The organism is Acidobacteriota bacterium, assembly GCA_028874215.1.
In the GTDB taxonomy this organism is placed as follows: domain Bacteria; phylum Acidobacteriota; class UBA6911; order RPQK01; family JAJDTT01; genus JAJDTT01.
Genome location: JAPPLF010000101.1, coordinates 42,408 through 59,873 on the forward strand (window position 1 = coordinate 42,408; position 17,466 = coordinate 59,873).

Genomic DNA, 17,466 nt, shown 5'->3' on the forward strand with positions numbered 1-17,466 from the left:
GACAGGAATGCCCCCCTTCCTTTCGCCTCTACGGGGCTCGATTCAATTCTCTCAACAGATCCAAGGCGGACTGGCGGATGGCGGGGTCCGGGCTCTCGGACGCCTTCCGCAAATGGGTCATCGCCTGTTGCAGATTCCCCGAGAGGGCGAGGACGGCACCGTAGCTGTAGTGCGTCCGATGATGGGCAGGGTTCAGTTCCAGGGCCTTCTCGAAATAGGTGACGGCCTCTTCGATCTTGCCATCTGACGCCAGAATCTCTGCCATCAAACTGTGAGCGTCCGGCCGGCTGGGGTCCAGCTTGAGAGCGTCGTCCAGATAGCTCCGAGCCCGCTCGTAGAGCCCCCTCTGGGCCAGGATGGCCGCATAGTCCAGGTAGATCTGCACGTCCGACGGATTGTTTTCGATAGCCCTCTCAAGATGAAATTCCGCCTCGCCCCAGTCTCCCCGAGCCACCAGGACGGTGGCGAGATTGTGATGGGCGGCCGGCAAATCCGGCTCCAGTCGGACAGCCTCGCGCAACACCGTTTCCGCCTCGCCGAACAGTCCCTTTTCAAGCAGAAGCGCTCCCAGGTTGCTGTGCGCCTCCGAGCGCTCCGGGTCCGGCTTGATGGCTTCCCTCAAGGTCTTCACCGCTTCGTCGACCCGCCCCGCTTCCCGGTGGAGGAGAGCCAGATCGTTGAGAATCGCTCCCGGCTCCGGATCGTTCCGTGACGCCCGCTCCAGGACGGTCACGGCCCGGGAAAGCTGGCCGGATCTGGCCAGGGCCAGTCCCTGGCGGTGAAGGGCGGTCCAAAAATCGGGCTGCCGGCGCAGGGCCTCCTCATACATGGGAATCGCCTTGGCGAACTGCCCCGTCTCGAAATAGGCCTCGCCCAGATGATGGTAAAACTCGGGCTCCGACGGCTGGTGGGTCTGGATCGCTCTCTCCAGATTCGCGATTCCCGCTTCCAGATTCGACTTGTCCTCCACTTGCGCCACGGCCAGATAGAGTTCCTTATCACGCGTTGCGACCCGGCTCGGATAGTAGAGCTTCACCTCTCCTCGATACGGCCTCCGGTAAAAGGGTTCCTCCTTCAATGGGGCCAGAAGATCCCGCTCCGGCTTGAAACGCTGGATGTAGTGATCGGTCATCACCGCATGAACGACGTCGTCGGTCCGGCGCTTCGGCATGTGACAGGTCAGGCATTCCGACGACGAAGTGTGTTCCCTTGACGCGATCTGCTCGTCGAGCGCCGACGCGTGGCAGCTCCGGCAGACTTCCGCGTAATGGCGCGCGGCGGCCTCTCCCCGGGGGATGTCATGAGGATCATGGCACGTGACGCAGGTCATCGCTCCGCCGCTCTTCTGGAAACAGAGCGACTGTCGCAGCCGGTACGCCGCATTGACGATGACGAACTTGTCGTCATGTCCGGCGCCCGGGGCATGATCGAAATGGAGGACGTAGTTCGCCAGTTCCTCGCCCGGCCGAAAGGAGAACACACCCCGCCCGTAGCGGTGAATGAACGGCGGCAGCCGGGCGCTGGTGGTCTCCAAATGGCACTGCATGCAGACTTCCATCTGCCGCTCCGGACTCATCCTTCCCGGGTTTTGAATGCTGGCTCGAACCGCTTCCAACGAGCCGTCCTCCTTCTTTGCCACGGCGACGTGGTCCTGCCCGGGCCCGTGGCAGCGCTGACAGTCGATGCCTTCCGGGATGTTCCCCCTGAAATAGGAGGGCCGTCCGAAGGAGTCGCTTCCCGGCTCGATCTCCGGATACGCGTTGTGACAGAACATGCAGCCGTGATGGATTCTCCGCTGGAATCCATGGTGGGAACGGGAGTCGTAGCCGGGACTCATGGCCCAGAAAGACCCCTTTTCGCTGTACCAGCTCACCGGAAGCTCGAAAAGCTTGCCGTCGGGCGCGTGGTGGAGATAGGTCCGCGTCCGGTTGCCCGAGCCCACCACGAAGTGGATCTCCTTCTCCACCACGTTGACTTCCTTGCCGCCGTACCCGATCTGGTGGCGGCGCTGGAAGTAACGGCCGTCCCGCTCGAACATGGTGTAGTAGCGCTTCGAGGCCGCGTGGTAGTAGACGTTGTTCCCGGTCCAATCTTCGACCGCTTTTTCGGGCCGCATGCGATAGAAGGAGCGGCCCATCCCCGTATGTTGGTAGGTTTCGTAGATGTCCGAGTGGCAAGGCCGGCATGATTCGGCATTGACGTAGCCCGCATCTTTCCCGGCAACGAGAAGAGGTTCCGGGTCCTGACCGGAATGCCAGAAGGCGGCGCCGAGAATGAAGGCTGGAATCAGCAGAAGCAAGGCCGGGGAGGACTTCAAAACCGCCGTCAGGATAGCAAAAGCTCCGAGAATCGCTCAAACATGATTTTGTTGGTCCTACACTCCTCCCTGCCTTCTGGCCGTTGTATACTCAACGCCGACGCCAACCCCCACGGAGTTCAGAAGCGATCGCAAGCGTCTCGAATCGGCTCGGCATTTTCTCACTATTCGCGCTCCTGCTGTCCCTCGGCGGCACCGCTCTGGGAGCCAGGCTCGACGCACTCGACGCCAAGGAAACCGAAGAAGGCGTCTTGATCACGGACGGCGGCCAACCGGTCCTCTTCTACCAGCGGCGCACCAAATCTCATCAGGGCAAGATGCCCCGGGCCAACTACATTCATCCGCTGTACGATCTGGATGGCCAGATGCTGACGGAAGATTTTCCTGAGGACCATCTTCACCACCGGGGCGTCTTCCTCGGGTGGCACCAACTCACCGTGGACGGAAAGCCTGCGGGAAACCCGTGGCGGGCCGAGAACATGGAATTCGACGTGCGCGACGTGGAGGTCCTGTCCGATGACAAGAATCGACTGACTCTCGCCACCCATGTCTGGTGGAGATCCCATTTCCTGCGCGAATCCAATGGCGATCCCAAACCGATCGTTCGGGAAAAGGTGAGGGTTCGAGTCGGCGCCGTCCGGGACGACATCCGTCCCATCGACTTCGACATCCGGCTGCAAGCCATGGTCGATGGTGTCCGGCTGGGCGGGTCCGCGGGAAAGAAGGCCTATGGGGGCTTCACGATCCGGCTCGGCTTGCCGGAAGACACCCGTTTCACCGGCGAATTCGGGCAGGTCGAGCCCATAGAAACTCCGCTGACCGCCGGCCGGTGGATGGATCTGACCGGCACGTTCGATTCCAACACGGGTCTCTCCGGATTGACCATCCTCTGCCATCCGGACACGCCGGGTACGCCCCGGCGCTGGGTCTTGCGCCGGGGCAGAAGCATGCAGAACCAGGTCTATCCCGGACGAATTCCGGTCCCGATTTCCAAGGAGACACCGGTCCGGCTGCGATACCGGGTGCTGATCCACCGGGGTGAGCTGGCCCCGGAAAGAATCGCGGAAATGTTGCGGCAATATGGAGAGGATCAGTGATTTACGTCCCTCCGAAGCGGAGAGCCTCTCCTTCCTGATTCCCTATGCAACCTCCAGCCTACAAGGTGGCTGCCGCTCACGTGGCCCCGGTGTTCCTCGACCAAGAAGCCACGCTGGAAAAGGCCTGCGCCCTGATCGGCGAAGCCGCCCGCAACGGCGCTCAGCTCATCGTCTTTCCGGAGACTTACATACCGGCCTTTCCGCTCTGGTGCGCCCTGCAGGCCCCCATTGAAAACCATGCTCTTTTCTGCCAGCTCGCTGCCGGCAGTCTGCGGGTGGACGGGCCTGAAATCGCCAAGGTTGCAGACGCGGCCCGCCGCAACGGCATTTTCGTCTCCCTGGGATTCAACGAGGTCTCGCCGATCAGCGACGGGTGCCTCTGGAACGCCAACCTCCTCTTGAGCGACCGGGGGGACCTGCTCTGCCACCACCGCAAGCTGGTTCCGACCTTCTACGAGAAACTGGTCTGGGCGCCCGGGGACGGCAGCGGACTTCAGGTGTCCGAGACCCGGCTGGGTCGAGTGGGGATGCTGATTTGCGGAGAGAACACCAATCCGCTGGCCCGTTTTGCCCTGCTGGCCCAGGGCGAACAGGTCCATCTCTCCACCTACCCGCCCATGTGGCCCACCCGAAATCCCGCCACCGGCGGCAACTACGATCTCAAGCAGGCGATACTGATTCGGGCCGGCGCCCATTCCTTCGAAGGCAAGGTCTTCAACGTGGTGGCCTCCGGCTTCCTGGATACGGCGGCCCGGGAGCTTCTGGGCCGACTGACCCCGGAGGCGGGGAGCGTTTTGGACGGGAGCCCCAGAGGCATCTCGGTGGTCATGGGTCCGGAGGGAACCCCGGTCAGCCAGATTCTCCAGGACGAGGAAGGCCTCCTCTACGCCGAAATCGATCTCTCCCAAACGGTGGCTCCCAAGCAGATCCACGACGTGGTGGGCGGGTACAACCGGTTCGACGTCTTCAAGCTCACCGTGGACCGGTCCTTTAGATCGCCCGTCAACTTCGAAACCACAGACCCTCGTCTCGAATCGGTGGATGCCGACCCACTCGAAGAGGAGGAATGACCAACGTGCCCGCGACGCCAATATTTCCTCGTCCTTTGCCGCTCTTTTCTCATTCCTCATTCCTGTAGACTGACGCAATGATTCGACCAGCGAAGCAGCACTCCACATTCGGCCTTCTTGCATCGATCTCCTTCCTGCTCCTTGGTTTCGCTGCCTGCAGTCCTCCCGAGAGCGCCCCTGATGTCCAGACATCTGGTGAGACTTCGGAAAAGCCGAACATCGTCCTGATCCTGGCGGACGATCTGGGTTACGGAGACCTGGGCCTCTACGGCCATCCCGAGGCCAAGACTCCCAACATCGACCGCCTGGCCAAGGAGGGCGCGCATTTCACCCAGCATTACGCCAACGGGCCGGAGTGCACGCCGACCCGGACGGCACTCTTGACCGGGCGTTATCAGCAACGGGCCGGCGGACTGGAGTGCGCCATCGGCACCGGCAACGTGGGCCGTTACGACGACGCCATCCGGCTGGCCGAGCAACGGGAGTTGGGGCTTCCCGCCGAACTAACGGTGATGCCGGGAGCATTGAAGGAATCCGGCTATGTCTCCGGCACCTTCGGCAAGTGGCACCTGGGTTACGAACCGCATTTCAACCCATTGGAACATGGCTGGGACGAGTTCTTCGGCTACCAGGGCGGCAATGTGCACTACTTCAACCACCGGGAACTGAGCGACCTGCACGTCCTCTTCGACGGAAGAATGCCGGTCTATCGGGAGGGTTACATGACCCACCTGATCACCGACGCATCCATCGACTTCCTCCAACGGAACAAAGACCGTCCCATGTTTCTCTATGTGGCCCACGAAACCCCTCACTTCCCGTTTCAGGGGCCCGAGGACCAGGACAAGGTGGTCACCAAGGAGAACTGGATGGAGAGTGACCCGGCCACCTACGTCGCCATGCTGGAGGACATGGACTCGGAAGTCGGGCGGTTGCTTGCCGCCATCGACGACGCCGGGCTCCGGGAAAAGACCATCGTCATCTTCGTCTCGGACAACGGCGGACTGAAGGGGGCGGCCAACATGGCTCCCTTGCGAGGCGCCAAGGGGACGACGCTGGAAGGAGGCATCCGCGTCCCCCTCATCATTCGCTGGCCCGGCCGTATCGAAGCGGAGACCAGGAGCGAACAGGTCTCTGCGACCTTCGACCTGACTCGATCGTTCCTCAAATTGGCCGGGGCCGACGTGCCGGCGGAACGGCTGGACGGCTACGACATCATCGGTCACGTGGCGGAGAACCGCGAAGATTTCGACCGCACCCTGTTCTGGCGCGGCCGCCGCGGCGACAGGACCTGGGCGGCCGTGCGCGACAGCGACCTCAAGTACATCCGACTGATCGAAGGTGAGCGGACGGAGGAATGGATGTACAATCTCTCCACCGACATCCACGAAGAGAACGACCTGCTCGGATCCAGATCGGAGGATGCCGATCGATTGAAGGGACTCCTTGGACAATGGGAGGCCGATATGAAGCCGGCGCGGTGACCGCGCCGATAAATTGTGTGTTTACGGGTCCGTAGAGCGAGGATAAACCTATGACGACGCAAGACAACAATCATGCCCAATCCGGCCAGGACACCACGGACTCGCGCCGGAACTTCATGAAATCGGTGGCGGCCGGAACCGTCGGTGCCGGATTGTCCCTGGGATTCAACGCGGCGAGCTATGCCAAGGTGAAGGATGCCAATGACCGCGTTCGAGTCGCCGTGGTGGGTCTGCGCGGGATGGGATGGGGTCACGTCACGGGCTACGCGGGACTCGAGAACGTCGAGGTGGCGGCCCTCTGCGATGTGGACGAGAACATCAGCGCCAAGCGGGTCAAGGAGATGGACGAAATGGGCTTGCCGCGGCCCGCAACCTATTACGACCTGCGCCACGTGCTGGACGATCCCACCATCGACGCCATCAGCGTGGCGACTCCGAATCACTGGCATGCCCTGGCCGGTTTCTGGGCGGCTCAGGCCGGCAAGCACGCCACCCTGGAAAAACCGGGCACCCACAACCATTTCGAGGGGCAGCAGCTCATCAAGGCGGCCAAGAGATACGACCGCCTGATTCAGCACCACGCGGAGCGCCGGACCTTCAAGGGCTACAAGGCCGCCATGAAGTTCCTGCACGAAGGCGGACTCGGCGAGGTCTACCTGGCGAAAGGGATGTGCTACAAGTGGCGCAACACCATCAAACGGAAAGGCCCCGAAGCCGTTCCCCCCGGCGTCCACTATGATCTCTGGCTGGGACCCGCGCCCAAGCGCGAGTTCACCCGGAACCGCTTCCACTACAACTGGCACTGGCACTGGGACTACGGCAACGGAGACATCGGCAACCAGGGCGCCCACCAGGTGGATATCGCGCGCTGGGGCCTGGGCGTCACCCTTCCGACCAAGATCTCTTCCATGGGCGGCCACTTCATGTTCGACGACGACCAGGAGACCCCCAACACCCAGATGGCTCTCTTCGAGTTCCCCAGCGAAGAGGGGGGCGGCGACAAGAAAAAAATCATGCAGTTCGAAGTCCGCCACTGGGTCACCAACCACGAAGGGGGACTGGGGAAAGGGGCCGGCAACAACATCGGCAATCTCTTCTACGGCTCCGAAGGGTACATGGTGATCGACGGAGGCGGGAACTGGCGAACCTACATGGGCAAGGGACGGGAACCGGGTCCGTCAGGCAGCGGAGGCGGAGACATGTTCCGCAATTTCGTGGAGGCCATCCGCGCCAACGACCGCTCCATCATGGAAGGGGACATCGTCGAGGGCCATCACAGTTGCGCGCTGATTCACATGGCCAACACCTCGTACCGCCTGGGCAGAACCCTGGACTTCGATCCCGTCACGGAGCGCTACCTCGGCGACGAGGAAGCCAACGCCATGCTGACCCGGAACTATCGTGCGCCCTACGTGATTCCGGAGAAGTTCTAGGACGGGGATCGGGAGAAAACGGCGGCCCGGGTAACACCGGCGGCGCTCGTCACACGCCGCGCTCCAGCGGATGCGTGCGATCCTTGAGCGGAAACGTCACCCGTGCGCCCGTCAACTGGGACTGGTAGACGGACGAGATCATCTCGGTGGTCCAGCGGCCGTCATACTCGGTGACGGCCGGTTCACGATCCTCCTCGATGGCCTGCAACAGGTCGGCCACCATGAGGGTGGCCAACTGGTCGGATCCGGCCCGCTCTTCCGCAGTGAGTTCGATGGGTTCCCACGCTCCGCTGTGCCAATCGGGAGAGCGAAGGATTGCCGCGCCTGATACGGTCGGCAGGTAGATCACACCCTTGCTGCCATAGAGGTAGATTCCGAAGCGCCGTCCCGTCTTGACGTCGTTTGCCTTGGATCCGAAGTAGGCATGGACGCCTTGACCCAGATAGAATATGGTGGCGACCTGGTCTCCCGCCAGCGCTCCCATGCTTCCTGGTCCCTGCTTCTCGCGGGCGTGGCTTCGTTCCATTTCGAACTCGTGGTCCGTGACGTGGGCGAACACCCATTTCGGGTTGCCGGCAAACATCCTCAACAAATGCATCAGGTGGCACCCCAGCACCATCAGGTCCTCGCCGCCTGCGCGCCGGTCCTCCTTGCCGCGGGCGCGGATCTCCTGAAGCACGCCGATCTCGCCTTGCCGGACCATCTGCAGGACACGCCGCGTCATGGGCAGCGTTGCCGTCACGAAGCCAACCTGCACCTTTACGCCGCTCTTCCGGATAGCCTTTACCATGGCGTCCGCTTCCACCAGATCGCGTGCGAACGGTTTCTCCATCAGGATATGGGCGCCTGACTCGGCGGCGGCCGTGACCATCTCCAGGCGGTGGTCCAGGGCGTGGGGACAGATTGACACCAGGTCGGGATTCTCCTTGCGGAGCATTTCCTGGTAGTCGCGGTAGCCTTGCTTCGCTCCGGTGTGGGCCATGACCTCTTTTCGACCGGTGGCGTCCGGGTCGGCGACCGCTACGACGTCGATGGCGTCGAAGGGGTTGAAGGCTTCGTCCCAACCGTGACCGTAGCCGCCCACACCGGTGTGACCGATGACGGCGGCGCGGTATTTTCTGTTGGCCGAATAGAGATTGGCGGTGTTGCCGGTGAGGTGGGCTGCCGCCCAGGCTCCGGCGGTGGAGGTGATGAAATGGCGTCTGTTCATATTCTCCTCAGTGATGTGGAGGACTCGGAGTGGGGACTCCGTCCCCCCTGCCCCCCTGTCGGCGGCAAGGATGCCGCCGCTCCTTTTCGGCGATTAGAAATCGCCGCTCCTACTGGTCTACGTCCTGCTCCCAGTTCGCGTACAGGCGCTTGATTTCTTCCACGAGTTCCGGCTTTTCGTAGGTCAGTGTCTGACGCTCACTCGGATCGGTCCTCAGATCGAACAACATGTCCACCTGCTCAACGCCGTCCAGGACGTACTTCCAGTGCCCCTTGCGGACCGCCTTCTGTACGTAGCACTGCCAGTAGGGCCGCTGTGGATTGCATTCGCCCACGAACTTGACGCGCCAGAAGAAGGTGCGCTCCTGTGGAGGTTTCTCTCCGCTCAGGATGGGGAGGATGTCGATGCCGTCCAAGGTGCGTCCCTCCGGAGGGGCGCTCCCCGTGGCCGCCAGGATGGTGGCCGAATAATCCATGGTGATGACCGCCTGATCGGAGGTCTTGCCGGCCGGGAGGCGCTTCGGCCAACGGACCAGGCCGGGGACTCGAATCCCGCCCTCCCACAATGTGGCCTTGTGATTGAAAAAAGGTGCGGTGCGCGAGAGGCGCTCGCCTCCGTTGTCGCTGGTGAAGATGACCAGGGTGTTGGAAGCCAGACCCTTCCGGTCGAGCACATCCAGAATTTCGCCGACCCCGTCGTCGATTGCCTCGACCATGCCGTTGTAGTCCTCGCGGGTCCCTTCCAGCCGATTTTCCGCCGTCGCAACCCAGCGCCGGTTCGGTGGCTGGAACGGCCAGTGAGGTGCGTTGTAGGAGACGAAGAGGAAGAACGGCTTGCCCGCGTGGCGTTCGATGAAGTCGACGGACCGCTCGGTGATGAGATGGGTCATGTACCCATCTTTCTTCACCGGTTTGGTGTTTTCGTAGAGATCGGGGAAACCTCTCTCCGGGATCACTTCGCGATGGGTGTAGAAATCGATGTTTGCACCCAGGAAACCAAAAAACTCATCGAATCCGTGGGCATTCGGTCCCGTCTCGGGGGTGATTCCCACGTGCCACTTCCCCATCAGTCCCGTCGCATAGCCGTTGTTCTTCACCATCCTGGCCACGGATGTCTCCGACGTGGACAGTCCCGGAGAACCCGCGCCCGCGAACGCCCATTCGATCCCACTACGCTGTTGGTAGCGTCCGGTAAGAAAAGCGATGCGCGTCGGCGTGCACACCGGGGCCGCCGCGTAATTGTCCGTGAGTTTGACTCCCTCCCGAGCCATGCGGTCCAGGTGAGGGGTTTGGAGATCCGTGGCGCCGTAGGGCCCCACGTCGCCATATCCCATATCGTCGACCAGAATGAAGATAACGTTCGGTTTGTCACCGGCTTCAGCGTCCGGCTGTATGGAGACGGCGAGCAAGAGACCGAATATCGTCGAGCACCACTTCATTTGCGTTTTCCTCCTCCTGGATGACAACGGTAGTGCCGCCCGCATCCTTGCTGGAGCGAGTATACGTTCTCGATGCAGCGAGGGCACGGGTGCAGCTATCGGCAACGGGCGCTTTCCAATAGAATGAGCCTGAACCTGACCATGGCATTGAAAGCAGGAATCATCGGTACCGGGACCATCGCACTGGACCATGCCGTCACCTGCGTGCGTCACCCCATGGTCGAGTTGGCAGCGGCCTGCGACCTTTCCCCAGAGGCCTTGAACGTCTTCGGCGACCGATTCCAGGTCCCCAACCGCTACACCGACCTGGACCGGATGCTGTCGGAAGAACGGCTCGATATCGCCATCGTCGCCACCTGGGGCCCCGCCCATGCCCCGGTCAGCATCGCCGCGGCGAACTCGGGAAACGTCCGCGCCATCCTGTGCGAGAAGCCCATTGCCGGGGACGCCGCCGAATGCGAAGCCATGGTCGACGCCGCGCGCGGGAACGGCGTCATGCTGGTGGAAGCATTCAAGTGGCGGCACGATCCCCAACATGTCCGGATCAAGGAGATCATCGACTCGGGCCGGATCGGGCGGGTCGTCTCCGTCCAGGCCACATTCTCCTCTCCGTTGGTTCGATTCTCCGAGCCGGACAACTGGCGCTACGACCGGCGGCGGGGCGGTGGATCCGTCTACGACACGGCGTGCTACCTGATTCATTTCTCGCGGTTCGTCATCGGCGAGGAGCCCCACCGGGCCTATGCGGTGGGCCGGTTCATCGAGTCGGCCGATGCGGACATGACTGCCGTCATTCAGCTCGAGTTTCCGGGAGGCGCAACCGCCCAACTGACCACCAGCTATCAGTACGGCTACTGCCAGGCGACGGAGGTGCTGGGCCTGACCGGGTGGATCCGCGCCGACCTGCCGTTCGACCAGCGCAGCGTGAGGGAACAGGAGTTCGTCGAGAAGGAAGACCTGCCCGCCACCATCGAAGTCTTCCATGACAACTTCGACCACGAAGTCCACCGCTTCGACCCCGTGGACCAGTTTGCCCTGCAGCTCGACCATCTGGTGGAATGCCTGGAGACGAACACACCGCACCGGGTTACCCCGGAGTTCAGCCTCGGCAACATGAAGGTCATCGACGCCGTCTGTGAGTCCATGAAGACAAGGAAACCCGTGGACTTGAAATCCAACTAAAGGAGGGGTGCACCAATGGCGTTCCAATACTCCGTCATCTCCGAGACCATCGGGAGAATCGGACACTACATCCTCGAGACACCGCAGCCGATCCTGGAAGCCATCAAGCGGGCCGGGTTCGACGCCGTCGACCTGCCGGGCAATCCGCCGAAGCTCGATGTCGACAAGTTCCGGAGGTTGCTGGATTCCACGGGGCTGGAAGTCAACGAAATACTGGGCGCCTGGGCGTATCATCACGCCGGAGAAAGCAGGGACTTGGCCGGCGACGACGTACAAGCCCGGCAGAGAGGCATCGACTACGGCAAGGCCTGCGTCGACCTGGCGTCCGCCTTGGGGGCAAAGTACTACCAGATCTGCGCTTCCCAGACTCCCGTCCCCCAGATCCCCTTCCCCAAGCTGCCCATGCACGTTCTGAGAAGCAATTTTCTCGAAGGGGCCAGAGAAATCTGCGAATACGCGGGAGAGCGGGACATCACGGTTCTGTTCGAGCCGCTGAACCGCTATGAAGCCTATTCCGGCATCTTGACCTCCGTCTTCGACGCCATCAGCCTGATCGACGACCTGGGCCTGCCCAATATCGGCGTCCAGCCGGACATCTACCACATGAACATCTCCGAGGCCTCGACCACCAGCGCCCTCCTGGCGGCGGGCGACCGGATCAAGGTCATGCACGTGAACGAGACCAATCACTGCTTCCTGGGCGAGGGCCACGCCGACTATCCGGCCATCTTGAGCACCCTGAAGGAGATCGGTTTCGACGGATACCTTTCCATTTACATGGGCCTGGTTCCCCCGGAAATCTCCTATCGGGCCGGCGTCAGCGAAGAGGCGGCGAGACCCGGCCTCCAGGAGTCTCTGGAGAGGCAGATCAATTTTCTGAAGGCGGTTGAAACTTCCGTCGACTACCAGCGGCGGCTCTACGGTTCGGGCGCCGGTTACGTCACCCGGGAGGGATCGGCGGAGGCGGGCAAGAGCGGGACGGAATATTGAAACCTTGCCACAACGAGACTATTTCTGAGCTATGCAAACGAACCGCGCAAAGGAAAAACTGAATTCCGGGGAAGCCGCTCTCGGCACCTTCATGGGGCTGGGCAGTCCCAGCGTCGCCGAGCTGTTGTCGCAGGTCGGCCTCGACTTCCTGGTCATCGAAACCGAGCACAACGGCCTGGACTCGGCCGAGATCGAGCACATGCTCATGGCCATCAAGGGGACCGGAACCGTACCCATCGTCCGCGTCCCCTCCCATGAGCAGGTCTTCATTCAGCGGGCCTTGGACATGGGCGCCATGGGCGTCATCGCCCCCATGTTGAGGACCGCGGCCGAGGCCGAGGCCCTGGTGGCTGCGACCCGTTACCCGCCGCACGGGATCCGCGGTTGGGGCCCCATGCGCGCCAGCCAGTACACCATCGACAACGACGACTACATCAAGCGGGCCAATGACAACATCATTGTCGCCGCGCTGCTGGAGACCACGGAAGCGGTTGAGAACCTGGAAGAGATCACGTCGGTTCCGGGCTTCGACGCCCTCTATCTGGGGATGTGGGATCTCTGTTTCAACATGGGCTTCAATCCCATGGAGATGCCCTTCCCGGAGACGGACGCCGTGATCGAATACGCAGCGGAGATCGGGAAGAAGAACGGAGTCGCCATCGGGATCGGTTCCACGACGCCTGAGGAATTGAAACAGCGCATGGACCAGGGGCTGACCTTCCTGGGCTTCGGTCCCGACTACAGCCTGGTCCTGAATGCGGTCCGGGCCGGGGTCGACGTCTTTCACGGATCAGAGCAAGGGAGTTGAAATCGCCATGATGGAATATCGACCGCTGACGGATTCCACCGGGCATCTGGGCGACGCCGAGCGTCTTTCGGAAAACCTCGCCCAAGACGGCTACCTCCTGCTGCGGGGCCTGGTCGATCCGCAACGAGTGTCGCAGGTCAAGAAGGACGTCATGGGGGTCCTGCACGAGACTCACATCATTGAAGAAACTGACACGGAAGATCCCATGTGGAGCGGGGGGCCCCACCCTTCCGAAGCGGAACACATGAGGTACTACGACAAGATCGTGCGGCTCGACTCCTTCAACCGCCTGGCGGAGTCGCCGGAGATCGTCGCGGTCATGGAGAGCGTGGTGGGCGAAGCCGTCACGGTCTGGAAACAGCGGCTCATCCGGATCATGTTTCCGGATCCCGATGCGCCGGACGACGCCGGCGTGGGCACCCACCAGGACGGAGCCAGTAACCTCGGGTACCAGGCCGACCGGTTCTACACCTGCTGGTTGCCACTCATGGAAATCGACCCCAACATCGGGGGGCTGGCCATCGCTGTCGGTTCCCACAAGATGGGATTCCTGGAACACGCGGGCTCCAGTCCCAGCGATGCCAAGAAAGCGAGGTCCAAGGGATTCGGACTGGATTCGTCGGACTTCACCTGGGGCACCACCGACTACCATCCCGGAGACGCCATCATCTTCGGCCATGTCACGGCCCATCGCGGACTGGTGAACCGGTCCGACCGGATTCGCCTCTCCTGCGACTTCCGCTACCAGTCCGTCAACGACACGGTCAGTTGGATCGCTCATACGCCGGGTCCCGACTGCCGGCGAGTCGCGCAGCAGATCGATGCCGTCGTCACCAGCCGGGCGCTTTACGTGACCACCCACGCGAACAAGGACACCCTGCAGGAAGTCCGCCGGCTTATGCTGGTGGAGAAGGCGACGACCCTGGAACGCGCCCAGGAACTCGTCGCCGAGGTTGGACAACGGAACTAGACCCCTTTATGAATGATTCCGAGGCCGAGACCTGCGACCTCGGCGTCTTCTCCATACGCCCTCCCCGGCTGCCGCTCCTCTTCCTGGCGGCGTTCCTGACTAGTGGATTGTCGGCGAGCGGAACCGCCGCGCCAAGAACCGATCTCTTCACCAAAATCCCCTCCTCCAGCAGCGGCATCGTCTGGGTGCACGAGAACGCCATGTCGGAGATGCGCCATCTCCCGGAAACGCTGGGGCCCGGCTGCGCCTTTTTCGATTACGACAACGACGGGTGGGTGGACCTCTACCTGGTGAACACCGGTCCCTCCGATTTCTTCAAGCCCGGGAAGAGTCCCGGCAACGCACTCTACCGGAACAACGGCGACGGGACCTTCAGCAACATGACCCAAAAGGCGGGAGTCGCCGCCGGCAGTTTCGGAATGGGGGCCGCCGCCGCCGATTACGACAACGACGGAGACGCCGATCTTTACGTCACCGCCTACGGCCGCGCCATTCTCTACGAGAACCAGGGGGATGGAACCTTCCGGGACGTCACCCAAAGCGCCGGACTGGCCGCTCCCGGTTGGACGACCAGCGCCGCGTGGTTCGACTTCGATGGCGACGGATGGCTCGACCTGTTCGTCTGCAGCTTCGTCAAATACCAGGTCGACAACCCGGTGCGATGCGGAAACAACCAGTTGGGCAAGAACTACTACTGCATCCCCACCTTCTTCGAACCGACGCCGAGCCTGCTTTTCCGAAACAAAGGCGACGGCACCTTCGCCGACATCGGAGCCGCGAGCGACATCGGCCGGTCACTGGGAAAGGCGCTGGGGGTCGTCGCCACCGACGTCAACAACGACCGCAGGATGGATCTCTTCGTCGCCAACGACACGGTCCAGAACTTCCTCTTCGTCAACCGGGGAGACGGCCGGTGGGACGAGGTCGGCTTCCTCGCCGAGGTGGGGTTCAGCGCCAACGGGAAGGCGCGCTCCGGGATGGGCGTCGATGCCGCCGACTACGACCAGGACGGCCGGCAGGACCTGTTCGTGGCCAACGTGGACCAGGAGATGTTCGCCCTCTACCGGAATCAGGGAAACGAGTTGTTCCGGGACCTCTCCCATCCCAACCAGGTGGCTCAGTCCACCCGGTTCCTGAGCGGCTGGGGACTGAAATTTCTGGACTTCGACGTGGATGGGGACATGGACCTGTTCCTGGCCAACGGGCATCCCGACGACATGATCGCCTCCTATTCCCTGCAGGTCACCTACGCCATGCCGCTGCTGCTTTTCGAGAACGTGGACGGCAAGTTCAGGGACATCAGCGAGGGGGCGGGCGCCGTCTTCGCGGAGAAGTATCCGGCTCGCGGGATGACGGTGGGCGATTTCGACAATGATGGGAGAGTCGACGTTCTGGTGGCCAACAACGGGCAGGCGCCCGTGCTGCTACGGAACCGGTGGGGGGACGGCAACCACTGGATCGGCTTGACACTGGTGGGCAGGAACTGCAATCGGGACGCCATCGGTGCGGTGATCCGGTGGTCCGCCGGGGGAGTGGTCCGGAGCCGTTTGAAGACGAGTGGCGGTAGCTATTTGGCGTCCCATGATCCGCGCGAGGTGTTGGGGTTGGGCCAGGCGAGCAAGCTGGACTGGGTCGAGATTCATTGGCCGGCTCCCAGCGACCGGGTCCAGAGGCTCAAGAATCTGCCGATCGACGCGTATATGACGATCACGGAGGAATAGTGGGAGCGGAGCGGCGGTTTCCTAACCGCCGATTCATGGAATGAGGGGAAACGGACGATTGGAAATCGCCCCTCCTCATTCTCCTCACTCGCAGATTTGCCCGCTTCCCCTCTGGAGCGTGACGTATCGATCGGCTTCTAGTCCGCTCCAACCTTCACACAGACCGTCGGGCCAATGGACCTCCACCCGGTCCACGTCCTTCGATGAACCCAACCCGAAGAGGATTCGGCTGTCGTTGGCGCTGAGATAGCTCCCGTCGGCGTGGCAGCGGCGCCACAGAGGCTTGCGGCCCTTCCGGAACAACGCGACCCGGGCTTGGTAGACGGTCAACGGAGTACCCCGCTCTCCAACCAGCCGGACGCCCAGCCAATGATTGCGGGAGCCGATCTGGTTGAGCAGCAGGCGGGCCGGCCCGTTGTTGTTGGAAACGGCGATGTCCATGTCCCCGTCGTTGTCGATGTCGCCGAAGGCGGCGCCCCGGCTGACTTCCACGAGATCCAGCGCCGAACCCGCAACGTCGGATCCAACCTCCCGAGACCGGCCGGTACCGTCGCCCCGGAAGAGCTGGTTCTCCTGCGCGTACGGGTAGGGTGAATCGGCCGGCTGACGATCGTCCATGACCACGGCTCCATTGGCCACGAAGAGGTCCAGCCACCCGTCGTTGTCGTAGTCGAACCAGAGCGTGCCGAATCCGGAATAGGGGACACTTGGATTGGCCAGCCCGAAGCGGGAAGTGACGTCCGCGAATCCCGTTCGCCGTCCATTCAGATAGAGGGTGTTGGTCTCCTTCTTGTTGTGGGTCACGAAGAGGTCGTCGTCCCCGTCGCCGTCGAAATCGGCGGCCGTGACGCCCATGCCCGCCTCGGCCATGCCGTCGATGTTGTACGCGGTTCCGGACACCAGGCCCTGGTCCAGGAAGGTCCCGTCCCCCTGGTTGATCCACAACTGATTGGGGGTCCCGTCGTTGGCGACGTAGACGTCCACGCGGCGATCGAGATCCAGATCGACGGCCACGACCCCGAGACCGGCTCCGAAGGCCCGGCCCAGACCGGCCTCCTCCGACCGGTCGGTGTATCTTCCGTCGCCTTCGTTGCGAAAGAGTCGGTCGGGCAACGGCTGGTAGACATCGGGTGCGCAGTAGTCCCGGCGCTCCCCGCCGCATCTGCGGTTCCCCTGGATGGTGAAGGAGACATAGTTGGCGACGTAAAGGTCCAGGTCGCCGTCGGAATCGTAATCGAGAAAGGTGCTGCTGGCGCTGTACCGGGGATCGTCCACTCCGGCGTCGCGGGTCACGTCGATGAAGGTCCCGTCGCCTTCGTTGCGGTACAGAACATTGGAGCCGAAGTTGGTCAGGTAAAGGTCCAGGTCGCCGTCGTTGTCGTAGTCTCCGACGGCCATGCCCATGCCGTAGCCCGGATGGCCAACCCCGGCCTCACGGGTGACGTCGATGAACCGGAGCTTCCCAGTCGGAATCAGTTCATTGCGGAACAGCCGGTTCCGGGGCGGCCCCTCTCCATAAAAGGGGAACGACGATTGGGACACCTCCTTCGAACGGTCCAGCATCGCTCCCTGGACGAAATAGAGGTCCAGGTCCCCGTCGCCGTCATAGTCGAACATCCCCACTCCCGATCCCATGATCTCGGGTAAGAAATATTCGCCAGTCGCTCCAATGAAATGGTGAAAGTCCAGACCTGTCTCCCGCGCGGCTTCCCGAAAGACAGGTGGACCGGAAGCGGAAACGACCCG

13 protein-coding genes are annotated in these 17,466 nt (G+C 62.4%); 9 read left to right on the forward strand and 4 right to left on the reverse strand.

Annotated elements, in window-relative coordinates:
* Positions 1–28: 28 nt before the first annotated feature.
* Complete coding sequence (locus OXT71_20900; protein ID MDE2928850.1) at positions 29–2,299, reverse strand: tetratricopeptide repeat protein; 2,271 nt, start codon at positions 2,297–2,299, stop codon at positions 29–31.
* Positions 2,300–2,568: 269 nt separating this feature from the next.
* Between OXT71_20900 and OXT71_20905 the strand changes: the two genes are divergently transcribed.
* From OXT71_20905 to OXT71_20920, 4 genes are all read left to right on the forward strand, one after another.
* Complete coding sequence (locus OXT71_20905; protein ID MDE2928851.1) at positions 2,569–3,414, forward strand: PmoA family protein; 846 nt, start codon at positions 2,569–2,571, stop codon at positions 3,412–3,414.
* 44 nt (positions 3,415–3,458) lie between these two features.
* The gene (locus OXT71_20910; protein ID MDE2928852.1) at positions 3,459–4,484 is read left to right on the forward strand and encodes a carbon-nitrogen hydrolase family protein; all 1,026 of its coding nucleotides are present in this window, start codon (positions 3,459–3,461) and stop codon (positions 4,482–4,484) included.
* A 77-nt stretch (positions 4,485–4,561) separates the two neighbouring features.
* The gene (locus OXT71_20915; GenBank protein MDE2928853.1) at positions 4,562–5,968 is read left to right on the forward strand and encodes a sulfatase-like hydrolase/transferase; all 1,407 of its coding nucleotides are present in this window, start codon (positions 4,562–4,564) and stop codon (positions 5,966–5,968) included.
* Positions 5,969–6,018: 50 nt separating this feature from the next.
* A complete protein-coding gene (locus tag OXT71_20920) occupies positions 6,019–7,401 on the forward strand; it encodes a Gfo/Idh/MocA family oxidoreductase (protein MDE2928854.1) in 1,383 nt (460 codons plus the stop codon).
* A gap of 49 nt (positions 7,402–7,450) precedes the next feature.
* On the opposite strand, the gene OXT71_20925 is transcribed toward OXT71_20920, so the two are convergent.
* Together OXT71_20925 and OXT71_20930 are read right to left on the reverse strand one after the other, a co-directional pair.
* Positions 7,451–8,611, reverse strand: a complete 1,161-nt coding sequence (locus OXT71_20925; GenBank protein ID MDE2928855.1) for a Gfo/Idh/MocA family oxidoreductase — start codon at positions 8,609–8,611, stop codon at positions 7,451–7,453.
* Positions 8,612–8,720: 109 nt separating this feature from the next.
* Entirely contained in the window at positions 8,721–10,049 is a 1,329-nt protein-coding gene (locus tag OXT71_20930) for a sulfatase-like hydrolase/transferase (GenBank protein ID MDE2928856.1), read from the reverse strand.
* Positions 10,050–10,121: 72 nt separating this feature from the next.
* Between OXT71_20930 and OXT71_20935 the strand changes: the two genes are divergently transcribed.
* Genes OXT71_20935 through OXT71_20955 form a run of 5 tightly spaced genes read left to right on the forward strand, consistent with a single transcriptional unit; the run spans position 10,122 to position 15,720 of the window.
* Positions 10,122–11,231 carry a Gfo/Idh/MocA family oxidoreductase gene (locus tag OXT71_20935; protein ID MDE2928857.1) on the forward strand — a complete coding sequence of 370 codons (1,110 nt, stop codon included), beginning with the start codon at positions 10,122–10,124 and terminating at the stop codon, positions 11,229–11,231.
* Between the two features lie 15 nt (positions 11,232–11,246).
* Entirely contained in the window at positions 11,247–12,221 is a 975-nt protein-coding gene (locus OXT71_20940; protein MDE2928858.1) for a sugar phosphate isomerase/epimerase, read from the forward strand.
* A gap of 31 nt (positions 12,222–12,252) precedes the next feature.
* Entirely contained in the window at positions 12,253–13,029 is a 777-nt protein-coding gene (locus tag OXT71_20945) for an aldolase/citrate lyase family protein (GenBank protein ID MDE2928859.1), read from the forward strand.
* A gap of 7 nt (positions 13,030–13,036) precedes the next feature.
* Complete coding sequence (locus OXT71_20950; protein ID MDE2928860.1) at positions 13,037–13,999, forward strand: phytanoyl-CoA dioxygenase family protein; 963 nt, start codon at positions 13,037–13,039, stop codon at positions 13,997–13,999.
* An 8-nt stretch (positions 14,000–14,007) separates the two neighbouring features.
* Complete coding sequence (locus OXT71_20955) at positions 14,008–15,720, forward strand: CRTAC1 family protein (protein ID MDE2928861.1); 1,713 nt, start codon at positions 14,008–14,010, stop codon at positions 15,718–15,720.
* 84 nt (positions 15,721–15,804) lie between these two features.
* Here the strand turns inward: OXT71_20955 and OXT71_20960 are convergent, their stop codons facing one another.
* The gene (locus OXT71_20960; GenBank protein MDE2928862.1) at positions 15,805–17,337 is read right to left on the reverse strand and encodes a CRTAC1 family protein; all 1,533 of its coding nucleotides are present in this window, start codon (positions 17,335–17,337) and stop codon (positions 15,805–15,807) included.
* Positions 17,338–17,466 lie beyond the last annotated feature (129 nt).